Source organism: Roseibium sp. ROS1 (assembly GCF_054658215.1).
In genome coordinates this window covers 1,102,046-1,122,648 of sequence record NZ_BAAGIG010000003.1, presented here as the reverse complement: position 1 = coordinate 1,122,648, position 20,603 = coordinate 1,102,046, and the positions used below count along the sequence as shown (strand labels likewise).

19 protein-coding genes, 1 tRNA gene and 1 pseudogene are annotated in these 20,603 nt (G+C 58.9%); 11 read left to right on the top strand and 10 right to left on the bottom strand.

The window, feature by feature from the left end; genetic code table 11:
• Positions 1-436 precede the first annotated feature (436 nt).
• Entirely contained in the window at positions 437-1,501 is a 1,065-nt protein-coding gene (locus tag ACYQ6M_RS21305) for a bifunctional transcriptional activator/DNA repair enzyme AdaA (protein ID WP_460075418.1), read from the top strand.
• A 35-nt stretch (positions 1,502-1,536) separates the two neighbouring features.
• On the opposite strand, the gene ACYQ6M_RS21300 is transcribed toward ACYQ6M_RS21305, so the two are convergent.
• From ACYQ6M_RS21300 to ACYQ6M_RS21280, 5 genes are read right to left on the bottom strand one after another with little or no spacing between them, the layout of a single operon-like run.
• Positions 1,537-2,655 (bottom strand): TonB family protein, encoded by a 1,119-nt coding sequence (locus tag ACYQ6M_RS21300; RefSeq protein WP_460075416.1) that lies wholly within the window; start codon positions 2,653-2,655, stop codon positions 1,537-1,539.
• Positions 2,652-3,050 carry an ExbD/TolR family protein gene (locus tag ACYQ6M_RS21295; protein ID WP_460075415.1) on the bottom strand — a complete coding sequence of 133 codons (399 nt, stop codon included), beginning with the start codon at positions 3,048-3,050 and terminating at the stop codon, positions 2,652-2,654. The genes ACYQ6M_RS21300 and ACYQ6M_RS21295 overlap by 4 nt, the downstream gene beginning before the upstream one ends.
• A gap of 8 nt (positions 3,051-3,058) precedes the next feature.
• The gene (locus ACYQ6M_RS21290) at positions 3,059-3,433 is read right to left on the bottom strand and encodes an ExbD/TolR family protein (protein ID WP_055657393.1); all 375 of its coding nucleotides are present in this window, start codon (positions 3,431-3,433) and stop codon (positions 3,059-3,061) included.
• Positions 3,423-4,136 (bottom strand): MotA/TolQ/ExbB proton channel family protein, encoded by a 714-nt coding sequence (locus ACYQ6M_RS21285; RefSeq protein ID WP_209009837.1) that lies wholly within the window; start codon positions 4,134-4,136, stop codon positions 3,423-3,425. Before ACYQ6M_RS21285 ends, ACYQ6M_RS21290 begins: the two co-directional genes overlap by 11 nt.
• 22 nt (positions 4,137-4,158) lie before the next feature.
• A complete protein-coding gene (locus ACYQ6M_RS21280; protein WP_460075413.1) occupies positions 4,159-4,638 on the bottom strand; it encodes a hypothetical protein in 480 nt (159 codons plus the stop codon).
• Positions 4,639-5,424: 786 nt separating this feature from the next.
• Between ACYQ6M_RS21280 and ACYQ6M_RS21275 the strand changes: the two genes are divergently transcribed.
• Positions 5,425-6,561 (top strand): iron-containing alcohol dehydrogenase, encoded by a 1,137-nt coding sequence (locus ACYQ6M_RS21275; RefSeq protein ID WP_460075411.1) that lies wholly within the window; start codon positions 5,425-5,427, stop codon positions 6,559-6,561.
• A 332-nt stretch (positions 6,562-6,893) separates the two neighbouring features.
• Positions 6,894-7,778 carry a hypothetical protein gene (locus ACYQ6M_RS21270; protein WP_460075410.1) on the top strand — a complete coding sequence of 295 codons (885 nt, stop codon included), beginning with the start codon at positions 6,894-6,896 and terminating at the stop codon, positions 7,776-7,778.
• Positions 7,779-8,115: 337 nt separating this feature from the next.
• Here the strand turns inward: ACYQ6M_RS21270 and ACYQ6M_RS21265 are convergent, their stop codons facing one another.
• The 3 genes and pseudogenes from ACYQ6M_RS21265 to ACYQ6M_RS21255 all read right to left on the bottom strand — a co-directional run bounded on the left by ACYQ6M_RS21265 (position 8,116) and on the right by ACYQ6M_RS21255 (position 9,971).
• Positions 8,116-9,066, bottom strand: a complete 951-nt coding sequence (locus ACYQ6M_RS21265) for a hypothetical protein (protein ID WP_460075408.1) — start codon at positions 9,064-9,066, stop codon at positions 8,116-8,118.
• Between the two features lie 411 nt (positions 9,067-9,477).
• Positions 9,478-9,693, bottom strand: a pseudogene (locus ACYQ6M_RS21260) (pyridoxal-phosphate dependent enzyme); the annotation flags it as partial.
• A gap of 188 nt (positions 9,694-9,881) precedes the next feature.
• Positions 9,882-9,971: transfer RNA gene (locus tag ACYQ6M_RS21255), tRNA-Ser, on the bottom strand.
• 673 nt (positions 9,972-10,644) lie between these two features.
• On the opposite strand from ACYQ6M_RS21255, the gene ACYQ6M_RS21250 reads away from it, so the two are divergent.
• From ACYQ6M_RS21250 to pabB, 5 genes are all read left to right on the top strand, one after another.
• On the top strand, positions 10,645-10,971 hold the full coding sequence (locus ACYQ6M_RS21250; RefSeq protein ID WP_370197652.1) for a hypothetical protein: 327 nt from the start codon (positions 10,645-10,647) through the stop codon (positions 10,969-10,971).
• A gap of 183 nt (positions 10,972-11,154) precedes the next feature.
• On the top strand, positions 11,155-11,820 hold the full coding sequence (msrA, locus tag ACYQ6M_RS21245; protein ID WP_162493105.1) for a peptide-methionine (S)-S-oxide reductase MsrA: 666 nt from the start codon (positions 11,155-11,157) through the stop codon (positions 11,818-11,820).
• A gap of 296 nt (positions 11,821-12,116) precedes the next feature.
• Entirely contained in the window at positions 12,117-12,440 is a 324-nt protein-coding gene (locus tag ACYQ6M_RS21240) for a hypothetical protein (RefSeq protein ID WP_022999673.1), read from the top strand.
• Positions 12,437-13,948, top strand: coding sequence for a methyl-accepting chemotaxis protein (locus ACYQ6M_RS21235; RefSeq protein ID WP_460075405.1), 1,512 nt, complete (start codon positions 12,437-12,439; stop codon positions 13,946-13,948). Before ACYQ6M_RS21240 ends, ACYQ6M_RS21235 begins: the two co-directional genes overlap by 4 nt.
• Before the next feature lie 202 nt (positions 13,949-14,150).
• Positions 14,151-16,007: an aminodeoxychorismate synthase component I gene (gene pabB / locus ACYQ6M_RS21230; RefSeq protein WP_460075402.1), complete on the top strand. Its 1,857-nt coding sequence runs from the start codon at positions 14,151-14,153 to the stop codon at positions 16,005-16,007.
• A gap of 33 nt (positions 16,008-16,040) precedes the next feature.
• Here pabB and ACYQ6M_RS21225 read toward each other — a convergent pair whose 3' ends face one another.
• Positions 16,041-16,685 (bottom strand): nucleotidyltransferase family protein, encoded by a 645-nt coding sequence (locus tag ACYQ6M_RS21225; protein ID WP_168686434.1) that lies wholly within the window; start codon positions 16,683-16,685, stop codon positions 16,041-16,043.
• 135 nt (positions 16,686-16,820) lie between these two features.
• Between ACYQ6M_RS21225 and ACYQ6M_RS21220 the strand changes: the two genes are divergently transcribed.
• From ACYQ6M_RS21220 to ACYQ6M_RS21210, 3 genes are all read left to right on the top strand, one after another.
• A complete protein-coding gene (locus ACYQ6M_RS21220; RefSeq protein WP_201030427.1) occupies positions 16,821-17,195 on the top strand; it encodes a hypothetical protein in 375 nt (124 codons plus the stop codon).
• 48 nt (positions 17,196-17,243) lie between these two features.
• A complete protein-coding gene (locus ACYQ6M_RS21215) occupies positions 17,244-17,564 on the top strand; it encodes a hypothetical protein (protein ID WP_460075400.1) in 321 nt (106 codons plus the stop codon).
• 204 nt (positions 17,565-17,768) lie between these two features.
• Positions 17,769-18,107, top strand: a complete 339-nt coding sequence (locus ACYQ6M_RS21210; protein WP_145915833.1) for a hypothetical protein — start codon at positions 17,769-17,771, stop codon at positions 18,105-18,107.
• Positions 18,108-18,164: 57 nt separating this feature from the next.
• Here the strand turns inward: ACYQ6M_RS21210 and pheT are convergent, their stop codons facing one another.
• On the bottom strand, positions 18,165-20,582 hold the full coding sequence (gene pheT / locus ACYQ6M_RS21205) for a phenylalanine--tRNA ligase subunit beta (RefSeq protein ID WP_460075398.1): 2,418 nt from the start codon (positions 20,580-20,582) through the stop codon (positions 18,165-18,167).
• Positions 20,583-20,603: the final 21 nt, after the last annotated feature.

Genomic DNA, 20,603 nt, shown 5'->3' with positions numbered 1-20,603 from the left:
TGTCTCACCACTCGGTTGGTCATCCCGGACGCAGTGAAACGGAGATCCGGGATCGGGGCGCCTGTGCCTTGCCTTTTGAGCGCGTGCCCACGCCGTGCGCCGGTGGCTCTCCGATCCCGGCTCGCGCTGATGCTTGGCCGGGATGACGATGGGTAGGGTTCGCCATGGTGTGTCACGAAATATCTGGCCGCGTGATTTCTCACCACTCGGTTGGTCATCCCGGACGCAGTGAAACGGAGATCCGGGATCGGGGCGCCTGTGCCTTGCCTTTTGAACGCGTGCCCACACCGACCGCCGGTGGCTCTCCGATCCTGGCTCGCGCTGCGCTTGGCCGGGATGACGAAGGAAAGGTTTGTTTCCCGGCACTATCCGATGGAATGAAATTAACGCCCGATTTCCGGCTGCAATGAATTCTCGCCGGGCGTAAGGTCGGGTCATGCTTATGACCCGACCCAGTTTCGACACGCTCTATAAAGCGCTTCTGAACCGTGATCCGTCCTACGACGGACATGTTTTTGTCTGTGTAGCTTCTACTGGAATTTTCTGCCGGCTAACCTGTCCGGCGCGCAAGCCGAAGCGGGAGAACTGCACCTTCCATGACACCGTGTCCGAATGTTTTGACGCCGGCTTCCGCCCTTGCAAGCGCTGCCGTCCAACCACGCCGGAGGCCACTGCCGACCCGGTGGTGAAGCCGTTGATCGAGGCACTGGAAAAGCGTCCATCCTACCGCTGGGGCGAACCGGATCTCGTGCGCATGGGGTTCGACCCCTCAACGGTGCGCCGGGCCTTCAAACGGCATTTCGGCATGACCTTTCTGGAAATGGCGCGCCAGCGGCGCCTGCAGGAAGGGTTCTCGACACTTGCCGACGGCGGCAAGGTGATCGATGCGCAGATCACCGCCGGGTTCGACTCGCCGAGCGCGTTTCGCGAAGCTTTCGCCAGGATTCTCGGCCAGTCTCCCGGGGTCTTTTCCGCCAAGCCCCTGCTTTTCGCCGACTGGGTGGCATCGCCGCTCGGTCCGCTGATTGCCGTCACCGACAGGACCCAGCTGCATCTGTTGGAATTTCTCGACCGAAAGGCCTTTCCGACAGAGTTCAGGAAGCTGCAGACCTACGCCAAGGGTGAGATCGGCTTTGGGCGAACGGAGGTCACCGACCAGATCCAGGGAGAACTCGATCGTTTCTTTGCCGGAACCGGCGGCCAATTCCAGACAAGGCTTGCTCTACACGGTTCTGCCTTCACGCGGGATGTCTGGCGCGAACTGCTGACCATTCCGCCTGGCGAGACACGCAGCTATTCCGAACTGGCAAGGGCGCTGGGGAGGCCGGAAGCTGTGCGGGCGGTTGCCCGGGCCAATGGCGCCAACCAACTGGCTCTCGTCGTGCCGTGCCACCGAGTCATCGGGGCGGACGGTTCCCTCACCGGGTATGGTGGGGGGCTCTGGCGCAAGCAACGCCTGATCGAACTGGAGCAGAGCTACCGGCAGACCCCTGCTGCTTGACGGTGCTCGCCTTGCCCTCGTTTTGGTTCGGCGTGTTAGCGGTCGAAGCGGACTGGCACCTGCATGTTCATGCGCGCAACGCGAATATCACCCGGAAACTTTGGCATGGGCGAAGCCCTGCGCACCATGTCGAGCGCGGCCTGGTCCAGCACCGGGTGCCCGGAAGACCGGGTCACGCGAATGCCGGAAACAGCGCCGTTGGATGAAATCGTGAAGCCGACACTCACCGTTCCCTCCAGTCTCTGACGTTTCGCTTCACGGGGATAACGTTTTGCGCGGCGCAGTTTGGCCACCACCTTGCCCTGATAATTGGACGTTGCTTTGGTGCCGCCATCCTTGGTACGGGCATCCGCCCGGCCATTGGTGTTGGATTTCGCGCTCTGGCTGGTGACGCGTTCACCACCCTTTCGGGCGCTGGTTTCCGCACCCTTCCTCTGCGCTTTCACAACCTTCTTGGGTTTTTCCTGCTCTTCGACCTTGGGAGCTTCCGCATTTCGCACTGGCGGCTTGGGCTTGCGGTTCGGTGTCTGCGTGACCTCGGCCAGCGGATCGGCAACTGGCTGTTGCACTTCGGTTTGCGTGTCCACCGGCTGAACTGTTTCAACCGGTGCGGCTGGCTCCACCCGTGCAACTTCGACAGGTTTTTGCTCCGGTGCCGGCTCGACTGGGTCGACCGGCTTGACCGGTTCCGGTGTGACACTGCCCTGCAACGTTTCGGACACCGTCGCCACCTCCGGCGTTGTCGCCGGCGCTTTCACCGGATCCAATGAAGTAACGCCTGCGACCATCGGAACGGACGGAACAGGTTCTGAAGCTGGCGTGTCAGGCACTGCCTCGGCAACGGCCGGGCTTGGCTGGACCTCTACCGGTTTTACCGGTGTGCCGGACCGCACCTCGGGCTTTGCGGTGTTCACCTGCACTTCTTCGATAGGCTCTACGTCCGGCTTCACGTCCTCGACAGGCTGAGGATCGGCTACGGCATCCACTTGTGCTCCGGCTACAAGATCCTCGATGGACCCGATCACCGAAACGCCGCCGCCTTCAGAAGCTGCAATGGAGATCTCATTCGGATCTTTCGCGAAAAAGGCGGCGCCGGTGCCGTGGAGCACCAGAGAAAGGATGGCCCCGGCAGCCAGGAAACGCGCGAAACTCACTTCGAGCCTCTTCTTGTTATGAGCACGATGTCGGTGCGTCCGGCATCCTTCAGCTCGCGCAACACCTTTTCCAGGGCGTCCGCCTTCAGCGTGCCGTCCGCAGCCACCTTGATCGGGCCGTCAGTGCCGCCTGGCTCTTCCTGCTGCGCAAGCCAGTCGGCAACGTCGACTTCAGCCTCTCCGGCAAAGGTGCGGCCTTGCGGGTCAACAATGAGTGCGCCGGTGGACCGGATGGTCTCGTCTTCCAGTATGTTCAGCGGCGGTTCGATTTTCCTGGCATCGTCCCGGGCAACCGACCCTGCAAACAGGAAGAAGATCAGCATCAGGAAAACGACGTTGATCAGCGGAATGGTGTTTTCCGGCGGTTCGCGGCGCTGTGGGGATTTCATGCGCATGAGGTCACCTATTGTCCCGTCACCAGAACGCTCTTCAGCCCGCTTCTGCGAACCTCGGACATGACATCAACCACGTCCTGGACGTTTGCATCCGGGCCGGACCAGATCGCGACGACACTGTTTTCCTTGAGCGCGGAAAACAGTTCCGCCATGTCCGCCTTCATCAGGGGGCGTCCATTCAGGTCCAGCTTTTCCGACGTGTGAATACGCAGGTAGGCGGGCCTTTCCGCCGCGCCGCCACCTTCAGCACCGCTGGAAATGTCCAGCGACTGGTACCGTGTGAAGCTGGACGCCAGCATGAAGAACAGCAGCAGCAGGAAGATGACGTCGATCAGCGAGGTCAGGCCGACGGGCTTGCGCCGCACTCTTGCTTTAAACTGCATGCCTCGTCTCCGAAGCCTCCAGGGCCACGATCCGGGCCGCACCGCGTTCGGCGATCGCCCCGGTGAAGAACGCCGTGACCAGCGCTTCCATCTCGGATTGCTCCGCCTCGATACGGCTGTCGAACCAGCCGACAATGGCCGACACGGGTATCGCGACCGAAAGGCCGACGGCGGTTGTCAGCAAGGCTACCCAAATACCGCCGGCGAGAACGGAAGGGTCCACCGCCGCGCCGGCGCCCTGCATGGCCTGAAAGGCCTCGATCATGCCGAGTACGGTCCCCAGAAGGCCGATCAGCGGTGCTGTCTGCGCGATCATGTCGAGCGGGCGAAGGTATGCCCTCAGCGTGTTGATCCGCTGAATGCAGATCCGCTCGACGTCCTCTTTCAGAAGCTCGGTCCTGGTTTCGCTGCGAGCGCTGCCCTGCACGAGCTTCAGCATGATGTCGGCAACCACGGATTTTCCGCTGGCTGCTATCGTTTTCGCTTCCTGAGGCCGGCCGTCCAGCCAAAGGTCCAGCGCCTTGCGGGCAGTACCGAAACGGCCGACACCCAGATACAGGAACTGCAGCAGCTTGGCGGCAATCAGCGCTGCCGCCACCAGGGAAAGGGCAAGCAGGAACAACACCACCGGGCCGCCCTGATCGACGAGGCCGGTCAACGGAGACAGGAAGTGCGGCAGGGCCGCGGTAGGGACATCAGGCATTTTGATCACGCTTGGGTTTTCATCAGAGGATCAGGTCGATTTCCGACCGCGAGTCGATCCGCAGCAGCGGCAGGCAGTCCTGTTGGGCGGTGTCCTTAAGGTCACAGGCGCGCACCTCGTTCACAAGGACGCGAGAGATGCCGGTACAGTCTCCCTTGGCAACGTCATATTGCCGGACACGCGTCTTGCCGGTGGGAAGATCGCCGAAGTCGATCGCCGCATAGCCGGAAACGCCGTCAGACGTGTCGAACATCACCAGGTCGAGGCCAAGGGCGTTTACGGGAGTTGGCAAGGTGTTGCGGATGACGAAGGTCAACCGGCAGGACCCGTTGACCGTCTCCGCATCGTTCAACTGGACGGAGATCGCTTCGCTTGTCTTGGAGGCGGTTTGGGACGCTGCCTGAGACGCCGATTGCGCGTTGGCTGCGGCAGCAAACTGACTGCTCAGCATCAAGGCAAGCGCAACCGCCCGAACCGGCGCCGAAACCAAAGATCTCTTCATCCCTTCGCTCTCCCGTAGCGGCTCGCGGCCTGGTTCCGGATAAGAACTTCGACCGCGCGTCATTCGAGTTAAAGACTTGTCTCCAGGGCAGCGCGGGGGTGGCATGGGCGAAGCCGCATGGGGGTATCAATCCGCGAAAAGGGCTGTCCCGTCGGGACGCACGAAACGCACGAGTGGCTTTCAGAACTGCTGGAGATTTTTGTAGGCTGAGGCGGTCTGCGCGATCGTCATCAAGACCGTCGCTGCCCTGGCTAATCGATCTTTACACCGAAAGCAGCGGGTGAGGGAACCGGTCGGGATTAAAAAAGTTGAATTTTTAGTTCAGAATTTAAGCGGATCACCGGCGATGCCGGGACACAGACCATTTCAGCGCCTGCCAAGCGAGCCCGCAGGCCGCAGACGTGCCGACCTGAGGTACCTTTCAGAACACTTCGTCAGAAGACAGGCAGATGAAGGTCGGTGGAATGGAGAGCGCTTGTTAGCGCTGCTAAACCCGATCGAAGCACGTAAGGCGCCAGTTCGCTGCTGACCCTGGGCGGACGAACCGTTGCCAGTTATCCGTTATCTTCGATCGCCGAAATGACAGAGAGCAAACCAAGTCTCTCTCTCGAGAGGAACGGCATTGCGGCAAGCGTCAATTCTCTTCTCGTTATACCCAAATTGAAAGAGAGTGGATTTACAGGTCACATTTAGAGTTTATCTTGCGGCGAACCAAAAATATTCGCCCAAATGGCTAGCCTTCAATCCGGATCAGTTTCCATTGGGCATATCAGTAAAGGGAGCGGCATGCCTCTGATCAATTACGTAACCCGGGTCCAGTTCGGTTTTGGCGAGCTTGCCACGTTGAAGGAGGAACTGGCGCTCGCCGGAATTTCGCGCCCGCTCGTAGTGACGGACAAGGGCGTGCGCGGGCTCGGATTTCTCGACAAGATTGAAGCCGTCCTCGGCAAGGAGCTGGCAGGCGTTTACGACGAAACCCCCGGCAACCCGAATGAGGCGGCAGTCCGTGTCGCGACGGACTTGTTCAAAGAGGTTGAAGCCGACGGAATTATCGCCATTGGTGGCGGATCGGCGATCGATCTTGCAAAGGCAGTTGCCATCCTCGCCGCACATGGTGGCGCCCTGAAGACATATGCGGTCATCGAGGGTGGCCTGCAAAAAATCACGGCCAAGACCTGGCCGACCATCGCTATTCCGACAACGTCAGGCACGGGTAGCGAAGTCGGACGCGGGGCGATTGTGATACTGGATGATGGCCGGAAAGTCGGTTTGTTGTCTCCATTCCTTGTCCCGAAAGCCGCGATTGTCGATCCGGAATTGACCATGACGCTGCCGCCCGTTTTGACCGCAGCCACCGGAATGGACGCTATCTCGCACTGCATCGAGACATATCTTGCCCCTTCCTTCAATCCGCCGGCAGACGGCATCGCACTTGAGGGACTGCGCCGCGCCTGGGCGAATATCCGCAAGGCGACGGAAACACCGGATGACAAGGACGCCCGCGCCAACATGGCAATCGCCGCAACCATGGGTGCGATGGCCTTCCAAAAAGGGCTGGGCTGTGTGCACAGCCTCAGTCATGCGCTCGGCGGGCTCAATCCGAAGCTGCACCACGGCACCTTGAACACGGTGTTCATGCCTGCGGTTCTGGAATTCAACAAGGCGGCCCCGACATCAGTCAGCGAGAACAAGTATGCCCGGATGGCCGATGCCATGGGTCTGGCTACCGGAACGGATATCGGCGCGGCCATCAAGGAGATGACGGCGGCCATTGGGTTGCCCGTCAGCCTGTCGGAGCTGGGTGTTTCGGAAGATCTCTTCGACCGCATCATTCAGGGTGCCTTGGCCGACCACAGCCACAAGACCAACCCCATTGACGCAACCGCCGACGACTATCTCAGGATGCTGCAAGCCTCTTGTTAACAGCCGACGTTTGGACCGGGTCCGAAACCCCTTTGAGCGCTCTCCGGATCACAGCACCGCCCAGAATCGCCCAGAATCGCCCAGAACCGCCCAGAACCGCGGTGTCGGTATTTTCGGAAGCTGGTGGTCCGGAATGCGTCCCCATTTCGGTCGTTCGTCGGCTTTCCGTTTGCTCCCAAAAGCCATCATTCATCGCATACGGATTGACCGTTCATTTCGCGTCGGGTGAAGGTGCTATGGGTAGGACCTTCTAAACCTTACCAGGTGCGCTATTTTCAAAGGCAGGGAGTTACCGACAATGCGCGGATCACATATATTGGTCTGAAGCATGAGTGACCAAAAAGAGACCGGAGACTGATGTGTCACCAAGTAAGGGCCGCGTTGAAAGACTGATTGACAGGATAGGCGCTGAATTTCAGTCTCATCTCATCGACTTGCGGAACACCTCCACAGTCTTTGATATTCAAGACGGTGCCGTTCAAAAGATGATCTCACGCGAAGCGCCATTTGGTGTCATTGGGATCAAGATCCTGGTGCGCAATCCCGGAGACGTAAATCGTCTTTTTGAGCACCAATGGAATTTCAGTATTGGGATCACCGGATGTGAATTCACACTTTTGGATGTCGATTACCAGAACGACGTTTTGGTTGGTGATGCGAATTCAGCCGAATTCGTTGGGCACGAACACATTGCCTACAAGTCGGTTGAACACATGATTGCCTTTCATGGCGATGAGTTCGGCATAGGAAAGGTCTTCATCGAAAAAATTGGCGCTTTCTGCCCCAGCCTGCTTGAAAAGCCACCATTGTTTTTTCGAATGCCGCGCAGGGCACCACCCGCCTACAGATACACAGAAGCACCCCAGGCCATTCGCGAGGAGGTGGGCCTATCGCTTGATGGCGGCATGCTTCTGATTGAGGCGATGATCAAAGAACATGGGATTGCCCCTTATACGATTCTTCTGTCCTTCCATTCTGACGAAAACTTCTGGCTGGTTGATCTCCCTGAAGCGCTTGTCGACCGGTACCAGCACGGCCTCATTGATCCGAGCCTTGGTGAACACCATTCAAATCTTGAGGTTGGGGTATCCATTACAGCGGAAGCCCTGAGGAACAGGGGTCGGCAGAAGCCAAACAGCGCTGAGCGTGAAAACGGCGTCTTTTTCTCCATGTCCGGAAGCGGTTCTGCGTCAGGTTATTTGAGCGGACTGAATTGACTTTCCGTTGTCTGGGGTCATCTCAGTTGCAGCGAGAAGGTGCACAATTCCCGTCAACCTACTCTCAAACACGTCCCGGACCTTGGCTGCGTGGCGCACCAATGTCCGCTTCGCTAGTCGCTGCGGCCATTAGCCGACGGTCCGCTGCCGTTCATCGGTGGAACTGCATGCTGCGCGCCGGCCCGCCATACCACCCATCCACTGCTGCGTTGTCTACCTCACTGCCAAGGCCCGCTTAGAGGACAAAGCGGACGCTTGCGGAGCGTCGCCGTATGTCTGCTTTCCGAGTACAGTTATTGAGCAATAACAAAGCAGGGCAGACAGATCCATACTCTCATTAACCAATAAAGTACAGTTTGGCGATCTCTCCGTCACTTGCCGCTAGTTCTTGCTTTGCTCTTGAAACGATTTCGGACATATCCAGGGTTGGTGGTAAAAACGCATCCTTTAACAGAGACTCAGCTAAATCCGTTGTAGGGACTGGGACACCACTTGCCGCAGTTGCAGCTTTAGAAGTATAGCCCAAAAGCCCTTTTGCGCCGGTCTTGTCGAGGAGCTTTCTAACGCGCAAATCAATTTGGGACACAACATGAGGAATATTGGTTAGCCTACCCAATGCTGAGTGCTCCGCTGAAAGAGCGCTGTATTCGCTGGAAAGCACGATTTCCATAAGCCGATCTGCGTGTGCCTTTGAGGCTTTAGGGACCACTAATGCAGCAGACAAATCAAATGGCTGATAGGTCGACAAAATAGCTTCTAGGCCAGATAACTTTATTCGGGTTTCGGCATCTCTGCTCTGCTGCCTAACCGTCTTCAAGCGATGCAAGAAGACTTTGATATCAAAATGAAAGTGGGCTTCATAGAAGAGCGCTTCCAGAAATCTCGGCATCTGCGCGTGGGCGTTAATTGCAGCTCTGCGAGCCACTTCTTCTTCTTCCGAACTTGATTCTCGCCTGTTTGCGTAGCCAGAGGAAGAAAACAGTTTTACTCCAAACTCATCCAGCACTGGCTCAAAGAATTCGTCAGAAATCAACTGCGTACGTTCTCTTGCATCTACAACCTTAATATATCGTCTGGAAGATTGCGGCAAATTCTCAAGCTCATTGTGGAATTTATTAGAGTAACGCCATCCATCAGTAATTAGAATTTCGAGAGCACCTGAAAGAATTAAGTTCTCAATCAAGTGCGGCAGAAGAACACCCGAAACCACGGTCCTTTTACCGGCCTCATCGTCGAACGATCTCATGATGTGGACATGTGGCATGATTACTCGGCTATGTCCGGTCATTTGGTATTCCTCGATTCCGCTACAAGTGAGGGTACCATTGCCGGTCGCCACGTTGAAGCAATGTGTTTCGGAACACCGCATCCCCACACCTCAGAGCAACTGGTTCTTGACGGGTGTGCAGTTGCGAAAAAATCAGACATTGTCAAAAAGTGCAGCATCGGTCATTTCGGGCTCCAGGCAGCCTTTCGCCGTCGTGACGCGCCTATCGCTACCTCGTGGTGCTGGTCGACACAAACGGCCGATTCCGGACATTCACCTAAGATTGGTTCAATGGCGGCTTCGCGGCCCCACATAGGTCGTTTAGTTCCGTATGCAGGTTTCCCTGAAGCAGACATAGGCAGCGCAACTCTTGTCGGGAATTGATTTGAGTTCCAGCAGCTAACATTCGATGTCTTTTAAGAGGTAAGCCACTTAAGAAGTGATTGACCGCGAACTGTTGAACAACACTCCGTTCGTGTATTTGAGGCCGCTGTCACAAGCGACTGTAACGACGGTGGCGGTCGGTCCGAGTTCTTTGGCGAGTTCGATTGCTGCCAGCACGTTTATTCCAGTCGATGTTCCGGCGAAGATGCCTTCTTCGCTCGCCAGGCGCTGACACATAATGCGGGCCTCGGTCTCCGGCACGCTGCGTGCGTCTTGGTTGCCACCTACGCCTCAAGCGATAAGCAGCGATGCTTCAGGTTGCAGCGGAAATAGCGCGGCATGAGCATAATTTGGACTGATTGTGGGAAGACCGGGCCTGCCACGGCCAGAATGATGGGTTGAGCGATGGCCAACCTTAAAAACAAAAAATTTCAATGTCTTGGAAAGAGAAATGGCGGACAGAGAGGGATTCGAACCCTCGATACGGTTGCCCGTATACACGCGTTCCAGGCGTGCGCCTTCAACCACTCGGCCACCTGTCCGTCGCAAGCGTCACCCGCTTGAGTGGGGCGCAATATACCCATGGCGCGATCAAGTGCAAGCACTTGAACAAGTTTTTTTTTCGGTGCCTCGCCGCTGTGGATTGTCGAGGGGTTGCGGGGCTCGGACGAGCTGCAAAAAACGGCTGTAACGTGCCATGCAGCCGGCAATGCCTGGACCGAAAAAATCTTTCCTGTCGTGGCAGTACCAAGGCGGTTTGTCTGGGGCTGGAGGCTGGCCGGGCGCATGTATGGCCGCGCAGAATCAGCGTCTGGTGTTTTCGAGGGTCGAGAGACGTCTCGCCGGCAAGATCATGGCACGGCTTAGTCTCTGTGCGGGAAGATAGCCTCGCTTGGGGTTCGGCGTTGCGATAGGCCGGGGAGACGAGGCGGCCACGGTGTGACACAAGTCTGAGCAGGCGGCTTTGTGCTTGCGTATTGGGGAAATGCTGCACTGCAACTACCGCGCTGCCTGAATTTATTTCGAAGCATTTGAAACGAAAGCACTTGCGAAAGCCGGGAACCAAAGTCACAAGAATGTGTTGAATATCAAATCTTGTTCCTGCGCGGGGTGATATTACCCTAAAGGAATGCTCAACATCCGGCGGCTAATATTTGAAGGCCTGACTGGAGCGAGCGCTCCGTTTAATATTTTGGCAAAGCTGAAAGCAAAGCAATGATCAGTGTTTTGAAGTTTTTATTCCGCATCCTCGGCTACGGCTTTGTCGCCGTCGCGATTATTGCCGGCATTTCTGATGCCAGTTCTTCCATTGCCCTGTCCGAAATCCGTCTGGCCCAACTTGGCCAGGTCTGGCAGAACCTGTCGCCTGCCTCTCTCGAAATGGCGGAAGCCCACATCGTGGCGTCTTTTGACCCGACGGTCTGGCAGACCTTGAAAGAGACTGTCCTGACCTGGCCGGTCTGGGCGGTCTTCGCTCCGATCGGCCTGGCGCTGCTTTGGCTGGGAGCCAAGCGCCGCAGACAGCGTGCGCTTTACGCCTGACGCGGTTTCTTGCAGCACCAGACGAGGTGTCGCAAAACGGCAGTTTCCGCTCACACGCGAACACCGTTGCGTGACGGGCCTCTTGGAAAGCGGGCGCAGCTGCGCCACATTAGCTCCTGAAATAAGCCGACTGCTTCCCGGGGCATCCTCGAGAGGCTTTCTCGGCGTGTGCGGGAGATAGCCATGTCGTTCATGACGATGCTGACCAAGAAATTTTCGCTGCCGGCCAAGGACGAGGCCCTTCCGGGGCGTTCCGAGGCGATCCGGCCGGCTGAGCCGCATTTCGTCAACGGGCGACCGCTCGCAGGCCCCTATCCGGACAACATGAAAACCCTTGTGGTCGGAATGGGCTGCTTCTGGGGCGCTGAACGCCTGTTCTGGCAACTGCCCGGTGTCTATGTCACCGCGGTCGGCTACGCGGGTGGATATACGCCCAACCCGACCTACCATGAAACCTGCACCGGGCGCACGGGCCACACGGAAGTGGTCCTGGTCGTTTATGACCCGGCGGAGATTTCCCTCGGAGATCTTCTGAAGGTCTTCTGGGAAAATCACGACCCGACCCAGGGCATGCGCCAGGGCAATGATACCGGTACCCAGTATCGCTCGGCCGTCTACGTGAGCGAAGGCGACGACCTTGCCGGTGCCGAACAGTCGAGGCAAGCCTATCAGGCCGCCCTGAAGGCCGGCGGCGTGGCAAGCACCATCACGACGGAAATCCGGGAGCTGGATACCTTCTATTTCGCCGAGGATTACCATCAGCAGTATCTGGCCAAGAACCCGGCCGGCTATTGCGGGATCGGCGGCACGGGCATCTCGTGCCCGGTCGGGCTGGGCCAGACCGCCTGAAGGCTGTCCGATCGCTAGCTTGGTTCCAGTTGAGTTCAAGACGGGGCAGTGCCAGTGACGGCGCTGCCCCGTCTTTTTGAATTCTCCGGCTCTTGAGGCCGGCAGTGTCTCAGTCGTTTCCTTGCCAGGATCGCCCATATTGAAAGCCAGCTGTCGCGGGTCAAGAAAGTCAGGATCTACATAAGTACAATTTCGTAGATAGCTTATATCCTTCAGTACTCTAGGGAAGTTTCAGGCTTTCTTAAATTTGCGCTGCGAGGATTGACCTGACGCATGGGCGTTTAAGGATCGACTTCGTGAGCCGTTCGGCAAAAATTTTTGCAACCGGATACTTCCTGGCCAGCTGCCTGTTGATGCTCGTCGGCTCGTTGATGCCAGCGCGCGAAGGGCCGGTCGCGGTATTCGCATGGCCCTGGGGTGAAAGCGCGGTCAGTGTCATCGCCAGATCGGGTGGCCCGGTACTGTTCGTCGGGGACAGAAGCTGGGTGGCGCTCACCGAAGCCGGTGAACAACAGTCCATCGCAAATCTTTACCGGTCAGGCGCCGGGTTTGTGGCGTCTTCCTTCATCGCGCAAGCCTGTGCGCGATTGAGCGGTGTCTCCCTGGAGCAGTTGAAATGAACGGTGTGGAAATGTCTCAAGCGGATCAGATGTCGGTTCAGCTTTCCGGTCTGGACCAGTTCCGGCAGAAGTTTGCGCGGATGCTGATCCATTTTATCTGGGTGAATGTCTTCCTGGTCATGGGAACGGCCTGGTGGGTAGGCTATGTTTCGCTCGTGGCGGTTTGCGGAGCAGCCTTGCTCCTGGGTGTTGCGGCCACCGGTACATGGATCAAGTTCGGAGCCGGCGTCGAAACGCGTCTTGCCACCTCCATGTCCCTTGCCGGGCTGGTTGCCCTGTTCGTGGCCGCTCTGGCGACGCCGGATGGCCAGATCACCTATCAGCTCGACGCGCATATGTATTTCTTCGCCGTTCTGGCGATCCTGGCCAGCTGGGTCGACTGGCGGGCGCTGGTTGCCTATGCAGCCGTCGTCGCCGTGCACCACCTTGTCCTGAATTTCGCCATGTCCTGGGCCGTTTTCCCCGGTGGGGCGGATTTCAGCCGCGTGGTCTTTCATGCGCTTGTCGTGGTTGCGGAAGTCGGTGCACTCTGGTGGATGACCGACAGTCTTGCACGAGCGTTTGCCGCTTCCGACAAGGCACGCGAGGAGGCCGAGGCCGCTCGCGCCCAGGCAATGGTGCTGCAGCACCGGACCGCTGAAAATGACGAGATGGAGCGCGCCAAGCAGAAGGTCATCAACGAACGCATCATGGCGTTTGAAAGTGATATCGCTGCCAAACTGGACGGTGTCGGCCTGAAGGTGCGCGAAATGCGGGATGCCGCAACCGAGCTGGGAACCGTTGCCGAAAACACCTCGTCGCGTGCAGGCTCCGTATCGGATGCGTCCGAAACGGCGTCCTCAAACGTGCAGATGGTTGCTTCCGCCGCAGAAGAGCTGTCGTCCTCGATCGCGGAGATTTCGCGCCAGGTCGAACAGACCACCGGCATCGTCAACCGGGCGACGGAAAATGCGCAAACCAGCAACAGCAAGGTCGCGGGCCTTGCGAATGCGGCCAATCGGATCGGCGAGGTCGTCACGCTGATCCAGGCGATTGCCGAACAGACCAACCTTCTGGCTCTCAACGCCACCATAGAGGCGGCCCGCGCGGGCGAAGCTGGCAGGGGCTTTGCGGTTGTTGCTGCCGAAGTGAAGGAACTGGCGACACAGACGTCCAAGGCAACGGAAGAAATCGGCGCCCAGATCGCGGCGATCCAGGCGGAAACCAAGGACGCGGTGGAATCCATCGGAGTGATTGCGACGACGATGGACGAGGTCAACAGCTATACGGCCGCCATTGCTGCCGCCGTCGGTGAACAAGGCGCGGCGACCCAGGAAATCTCGCGCAATGTGGCGGAAGCCGCGGACGGCACAGGACGGGTTGCAAACAACATCGACGGTGTGCGAGAATCTGTCGAACGCACCAGCCACTCGGTCGGTTCCATGGTCGAGGCGGCCGAAACCCTCGATCTGGAGACCCAGGACATGCGCCGGGCAATCACCGCCTTCCTGAAGGATGTCGCGGCCTGAGAGTACGGCCGCAACAGATCGTGATCTTCTGAAACCGGCGGCCAGTCCGCCGGTTTTTTCGTTCTTGGGGTGCTCTCCTGTCCTGCATGCTTGACCTGATGTCGCTTGAATGCCATGAGCCGCCCCTAACGAACCAGCGTAGCGAATGAAAACGTGCCACGCTGGCAGCATTCTTCACCCTTGCGGACACTGACGCCAAACGATGCCTGCATCCTCCTTCGCGCCCGGAACGGTCCTGCTGCTGGACCTGTTGAAGCAGCGGTCTGCGCTGTTGTTTCAGGCGCCGGATGAGGTGATCACTTGCTCCCGGCTCGAGGAGGTTCAGGGCTGCCTCGAACAGCTTGAGGCCGCCCAGACGGACGGGCGCCATGCGGCAGGCTACCTTGCCTATGAACTGGGTTTTGCCTTCGAGGAAAAGCTGCGGCAACGGTTTCATCAAACAGAAGAGCCGTTGCTCTGGTTCGGGCTGTATGGTGCGCCGGCGGAACTGGGTCTGAACGAAGCCAAAGCTATGCTGGAAAGCGTGGCTGGCGACGGCGAGGCTGCCATCGGCAAGCCGGAGTTCGATATGGACAGGGCCGCTTACGATACGGCCTTTGCCCGCGTCCGCGACCATCTGGCGAAGGGCGACATCTATCAGGTCAACCTGACCATGCGCGCGCGGTTCCGGCACCAGGGGGCTCCTGAACGGATCTTCCAGACCCTTCTGCGTCGCCAGCCGGTGGAATTTGCCGCTTTCCTGCGTCTTGAAGACCGGACGATCCTGTCTCTCTCGCCGGAACTCTTCCTGGAGCGCCGGGGCACCTGCCTGCGGACCAAACCCATGAAGGGCACCGCGCCCCGAGGGCGTTACGCTTCCGAGGACGCCACGATTGCGCGCACGCTCTCAAGTGATCCCAAGCAGCGGTCCGAAAACACCATGATCGTCGATCTGATGCGCAATGACCTGTCGCGCATCGCCGACACCGGCACGGTCAAGGTGACCAAGTTGTGCGAGGTGGAGCGCTACCAAAGCCTTCACCAGATGACCTCGACGGTCGAAGCTGAAGTTCCTGATCACGTCGGCTTTGCACGCATCGCCGAACATCTCTTCCCCTGCGGTTCGATCACGGGAGCGCCGAAACTCAGCGCCATGCAGATTGCCCAGGATCTGGAAACCGGCCCGCGTGGCGTCTACACCGGTTCGATCGGCTATCTCGCGCCTGGAGGCGATTTCCGGCTGAATGTCGCCATCCGGACGCTGGTGCTGCGAAACGACGGCAGCGGAGAAGCGGGAAGCGGGTCCGGTGTGATCTTCGACAGTGGCGCGTCTCCCGAATACGACGAATGTACCCTGAAACTGAGGTTCATGAGCGAGGACACGCCCGGCTTCGATCTGATCGAGACGCTGGCTTATCACCCGGGCGACGGCTATTTGCTTCTGGAACGGCACATGCAGCGCCTGCAGGCCTCAGCGGCCTATTTCGACTTTCCTTACCGCGAAGAAGACGTGCGTGAAGAGCTTCTGCAGCATGTTCGCACCTTTGCCGGTTCCAGGCGTGTGCGGCTGTTGCTGTCGGCGGATGGCGGCATTTCGGTCACGTCGACGGATCTTCCGCCGGCCGGTCAGGAGGCCGTTTTCAATCTGGTGATTGCGCAAGAAACCACTTGGTCAACAGACAGGTTCCTGTTCCACAAGACCACCAACCGGGCCTTCTACGATGACACGCGCCAGCGGTATCAGGCGGAAACCGGTTGCCAGGAGGTGCTGTTCCTGAACGAGAACGGCTATCTCACCGAGGGCAGCTACACCACTCTTTTCTTGAAGCGGAACGGCAGCTTGCAGACGCCTGCGTTTCGTCACGGGCTTCTCCCCGGCACCTTCCGGGCGGGGCTTCTGGAACGTGGTCTGGCAAGCGAGGCAGACCTTACGCTTCAGGATCTGCAGGAGGCCGAGGAAGTCTACGTCGGCAATTCCGTGCGCGGTCTGATACGCGCTCGCCTGCTTTCGGAACAAGCGAGTGGTTCGTGGCACATGGAAGCCGGACAACACAATGAAGCCACCCGCAAGGCAGGGTGATAACCGGTACGCTAACAGAGCAGCGCTGACATCTCAGGCATTGTCCCAGGGAATGACTGTCAGCTCCGGCCAGAGGGCCTTCATCCGTGCCGCCTTTTCCGCATAGGTTTCCGGGTTCGGCTGTGTGTAATTGGGCACCAGCCGCATGCCGAACAGGTTGGCAAGGCCGAAAGGCGCATGCAACACCATGCGCCCGTCCTCTTCGAGCCGTGCCGCCACCGAATGGGTGCGCGAGGCATAGGTCGTCAGCGAATCCATGGCACAGTCGAGAGGGCGGTATGGCCTGCCGAAACGGCTCTCGTACCACAGGTGGACACGAGCCTGATTTCTCACTTCCAGAAGGCTCGCCAAGTCGGGCAAGGCCTGGTTGACCTTGCCGATAACAGCGTCCTCAGCCTCGTAGGATAAATCGGTTCCGTCGAAATAGATGATGTCGAAATCCTTGATGCCGTGCAGCAGGGGGCGGTTGGTGAGGACGTTCCAGACAGTCTGGTAGATACCGCCCGACACCAGCCAGGCATCAGGAAGGGCAAGGTTGCGGACGGTGGTCAGGATTTCCATTACATGAGGCACGGTCCTGAGGATCTGCTCAAGACCTGCCAGCCGCGTCTCCTCACTGGCGGCATAGGGATCGCCCAGCCTTGCGTCGCGTACATCCATCTGCAAATCGGCGGTCATTTCCGGATCCTCTTTTCGCGAAGGGGCAACCTATCCGATTCTCAACGTATCGCGCGCCGTGCATGATGGGGATCATGCACGCGAATGTGTCCTCCGCAGATACGCGCGCTACCGGATGAGGGGCACCGACTTGACATGAAGCAGGTAGGCGCCATCTCCTTCGGAGACGTTTGGTCTTTTCAGGAATTGCCGATGTACCTCTTGCCACGCACACAAATGATAGCCGCACTGGCCGCTTGCGGGGCGGTGCTTGTCACCGCTTTGCCATCCGCGGCCCAATCCGGACGGCCGAATTCCACCGCAATGTCCTGCGGACAGGTTCAGTCCATGATCAATCAGCGTGGGGCCGTCGTGCTCAGCACCGGGCGCTATACGTTCGACCGGTATGTGGCCAACCGGAGCTACTGCCAGCATGGCGAGGTCACGCGCCGGGACTACATTCCAACGAGGGACAATGCGAAATGCTACGTGCTTCGCTGTATCAATCCCCAACCCTGGCGGTATGACTGAGCCGTATCCAGGGCGGTTGCCCTCCCGGACTTCAACAGGAGACGTCATGTGAACCGACTTTCCAGAAACGCATGTTTCGGCTTCCTGGCGTTTACCTGGCTCGGGGTCACTGCCGCCGTAGAACCGGCCATGGCCCAGGCCGGGCGCCCGGACACGCGTTCGATGACATGTGCCCAGGCTCAGGAACTGGTCAGGAAAAGCGGCAGCATCGTCCTGACGACCGGCCAGTCGACCTTTGACCGCTTCGTTGCAAACGGCAGCTATTGCCGGCCGCAAACGGGGCAGGTCCGTGCGAAATTTGCTCCCACGCGAGACAATCCGCAGTGCTCCGTCGGCTACAGGTGTTTCCAGAACCGGACGCAGCGGTAAACGGGATCCTTCTGCAAAAACAGGATAAAGAGGCACAAGTCTTAACCGCCTTGCAGGCTTTTCTTGCTATTTCATGCGCGGACGGGGCAGCGCTGTGTTGCATTTGGAAACCGTTTCACAAATATGAAATACGGATTACCTACTGCTGGAAATCATAGCCATTTAATACATGACTTCGCCTGAATACTCAGGAAAGGCCTTGCGATGAACGAGAATAATACAAGAAAACAACTGTTAATTGCGAAGTCCGCACTTCAGGCAGGCCTGTTTATGTGTGCGGCTCTTGTCCCTGTGCTGCAGGCGGAAGCGCAAACCAGGCGTCAGCCCGATACCACGCAACTGACTTGTGACCAGACGCAGGACCTGATCAAGAGATTCGGGGGCATCAATCTGAAATCAGGCCCTTACAAGTTCGACCGGTTTGTCGTCGGCCGGAACCAGTGTTTCTCGGGCCAGACGGTGCGGCCGACATTCGTGCCGACCAAGGACAACCCGAAATGTTCCGTCCTTGTCTGTGCAGAGATGGGGCAGGCCCGCCAGTAAAAAGGCCGCGCGATGGTGTTCGCGCAGCCCCTTTTTCCAGTCTTGTGAAACGCCGGTTCAGCCTCTCAGCGTGCCACCGGTTGCTTTCTCGACATTGGCAATGATCTTCTTTGCCACGGCGTCGATTTCCTCGTCCGTAAGGGTCTTCTGACGCGGCTGCAGTGTCACGTCGATGGCGACTGACTTCTGGCCTTCCGGCACACCCTGACCTTCGTAAATGTCGAATAGCGTGACATCGCTGATCAGCGTCTTTTCCGCGCCACGAGCCGCTTTGAGCAATGCCTCGGCCGAAATGTCCTTGCCGACAAGGAACGCGAAGTCGCGTTGAACCGGCATGAGGCCACTGACATTGAGGGCGCCCTTGGAACGGCCACCCTTGCCCTTGGGTTCAGGCAGCGCATCAAGGAAGATCTCGAATGCGACCAGCGGTCCTTCGATGTCGAGCAGCTGCAGCGTGCGCGGGTGAACTTCACCGAACACCGCCAGAACGTTTTTCGGGCCAAGCTTGAGACAGCCGGACCGGCCCGGGTGGAACGTTGCCGGGGCATCTGCAGACACCATCAGTTTGTCTACCGGTGCGCCGATGGCCGCCAACGCTGCTTCGGCGTCCGCCTTGGCGTCGAACACGTCAACGGCCTGGGAAACACCCGACCAGTGCCGGCCGGAACCCTGAAGCTTGGCAGACCCGCGGCGCACGCCGGTTGCGACCATCTTCTGGCCTTCCGGAGTATCGTTCTCGAACACCTGACCGACTTCGAACAGGGCGACGTTGCCATAGCCCCGGTCGGCATTGCGCTGTGCCGCCAACAAAAGGCCCGGAAGCAGGCTCGGGCGCATGTCGGACATCTCGCTGGAAATCGGATTGGCCAGCGCAAGCGCAGCGCTGCCGCCACCGAAGAGTTCAGCGTGATCCTTGGCAATGAACGACCAGGTAACCGCTTCATTGAAGCCACGGGCGGCCAGTGCGCGGCGCGCCTTGTTGCGGCGGATCTGTCCGGTGGTCAGCACCTTCTGGCCGACGGTACCGGTGCGCGGCAGTGGTGTGAACGGAACACGCTCCAGACCGATGATGCGCACCACCTCTTCCACGAGGTCGGCCTTGCCTTCGATGTCCGGCCGCCAGCTTGGCGCGGCCACCTTGACCGTGTCACCAGCGCCGGAGATCCAGAAACCGAGCGACTTCAGGGTGACGTTTGCTTCAGCAGGCAGAACATCGACGCCGGACAGGCGCCTGATTTCCGAATAGGGGAAATCGATGATGTTGCTGGTATCCGGCACGGAGCCGGCCTGCACCGTTTCGGACGCCTCGCCGCCGCACAGGTCCACGACCATGCGCGTGGCATATTCCAGACCCGGCATCATGTAGTTGGGATCGACACCACGTTCGAAACGATAGCGTGCGTCCGTATTGACGCCGAGCTTGCGCCCGGTGGCGGCAATGTCGTCCTCGTCCCAAAGGGCGGATTCGATCAGCACGTTGACAGTCTCTTCCGTGCAGCCGGAAGGCTCGCCGCCCAGGATGCCGCCGAGACTTTCAACGCCGTTGTCGTCGGAAATGACGCAGATCGTGTCATCGAGCTCGTAGCTCTTGCCGTTGAGGCCGTCGATCTTCTCGCCCTGCTTGCCGCGGCGGACAACCAGATTGCCGTGAACCTTGTCGGCGTCGAACACGTGCAGCGGCCGGCCCTGATCGAAGGTGATGTAGTTGGTCATGTCGACGAGGGCGTTGATCGGACGCAAGCCGATGGCGGTCAGGCGGTCCTGCAGCCATTTCGGCGACGGGCCGTTCTTCACGCCCTTGACTAGGCGCAGGCCGAAGGCCTTGCACATCGGCTTGGTGTCGCCGAAATCGAGCGTCACGTCGACCGGGCAGGGGAAGCTGCCGCGAACCTGTTCGTTGCTGCGTTCCTTCAGCTTGCCGAGGCCGGCTGCGGCAAGATCACGGGCAATGCCGTATACGCCGGTGCAGTCCGGACGGTTCGGCGTCAGGCCGATTTCGATGACCGGCTCATCCAGGCCGGCCCATTCGGCATAGGCCATGCCAACCGGCGCATCCGCCGGCAGATCGATGATGCCGTCATGTTCGTTGGAAAGTTCCAGCTCGCGCTCCGAGCACATCATGCCGAAGCTTTCCACGTCGCGGATCTTGCCCACGGAAAGCGTGACATCAAGGCCGGGAACATAGTCGCCCGGCTTGCCGAGCACGCCGACAAGGCCGGCGCGGGCATTCGGCGCACCGCACACAACCTGCACCGGGTCGCCTTCGCCGGTGTCAACCTTCAGGACGCGCAGCCGGTCGGCATTCGGGTGCTGTTCGGCTTCCAGAACCTTTGCGATTCGGAACGGCTTCAGGCGGTCGGCGCGGTTGGTGACTTCCTCGACTTCCAGTCCGATCAGGGTGAGACGTTCAACGATCTCTTCCAGGCTGGCGTCGGTTTCCAGATGCTCCTTGAGCCAGGAAAGGGTGAATTTCATCTTTCGATCTCTTCAAACTTG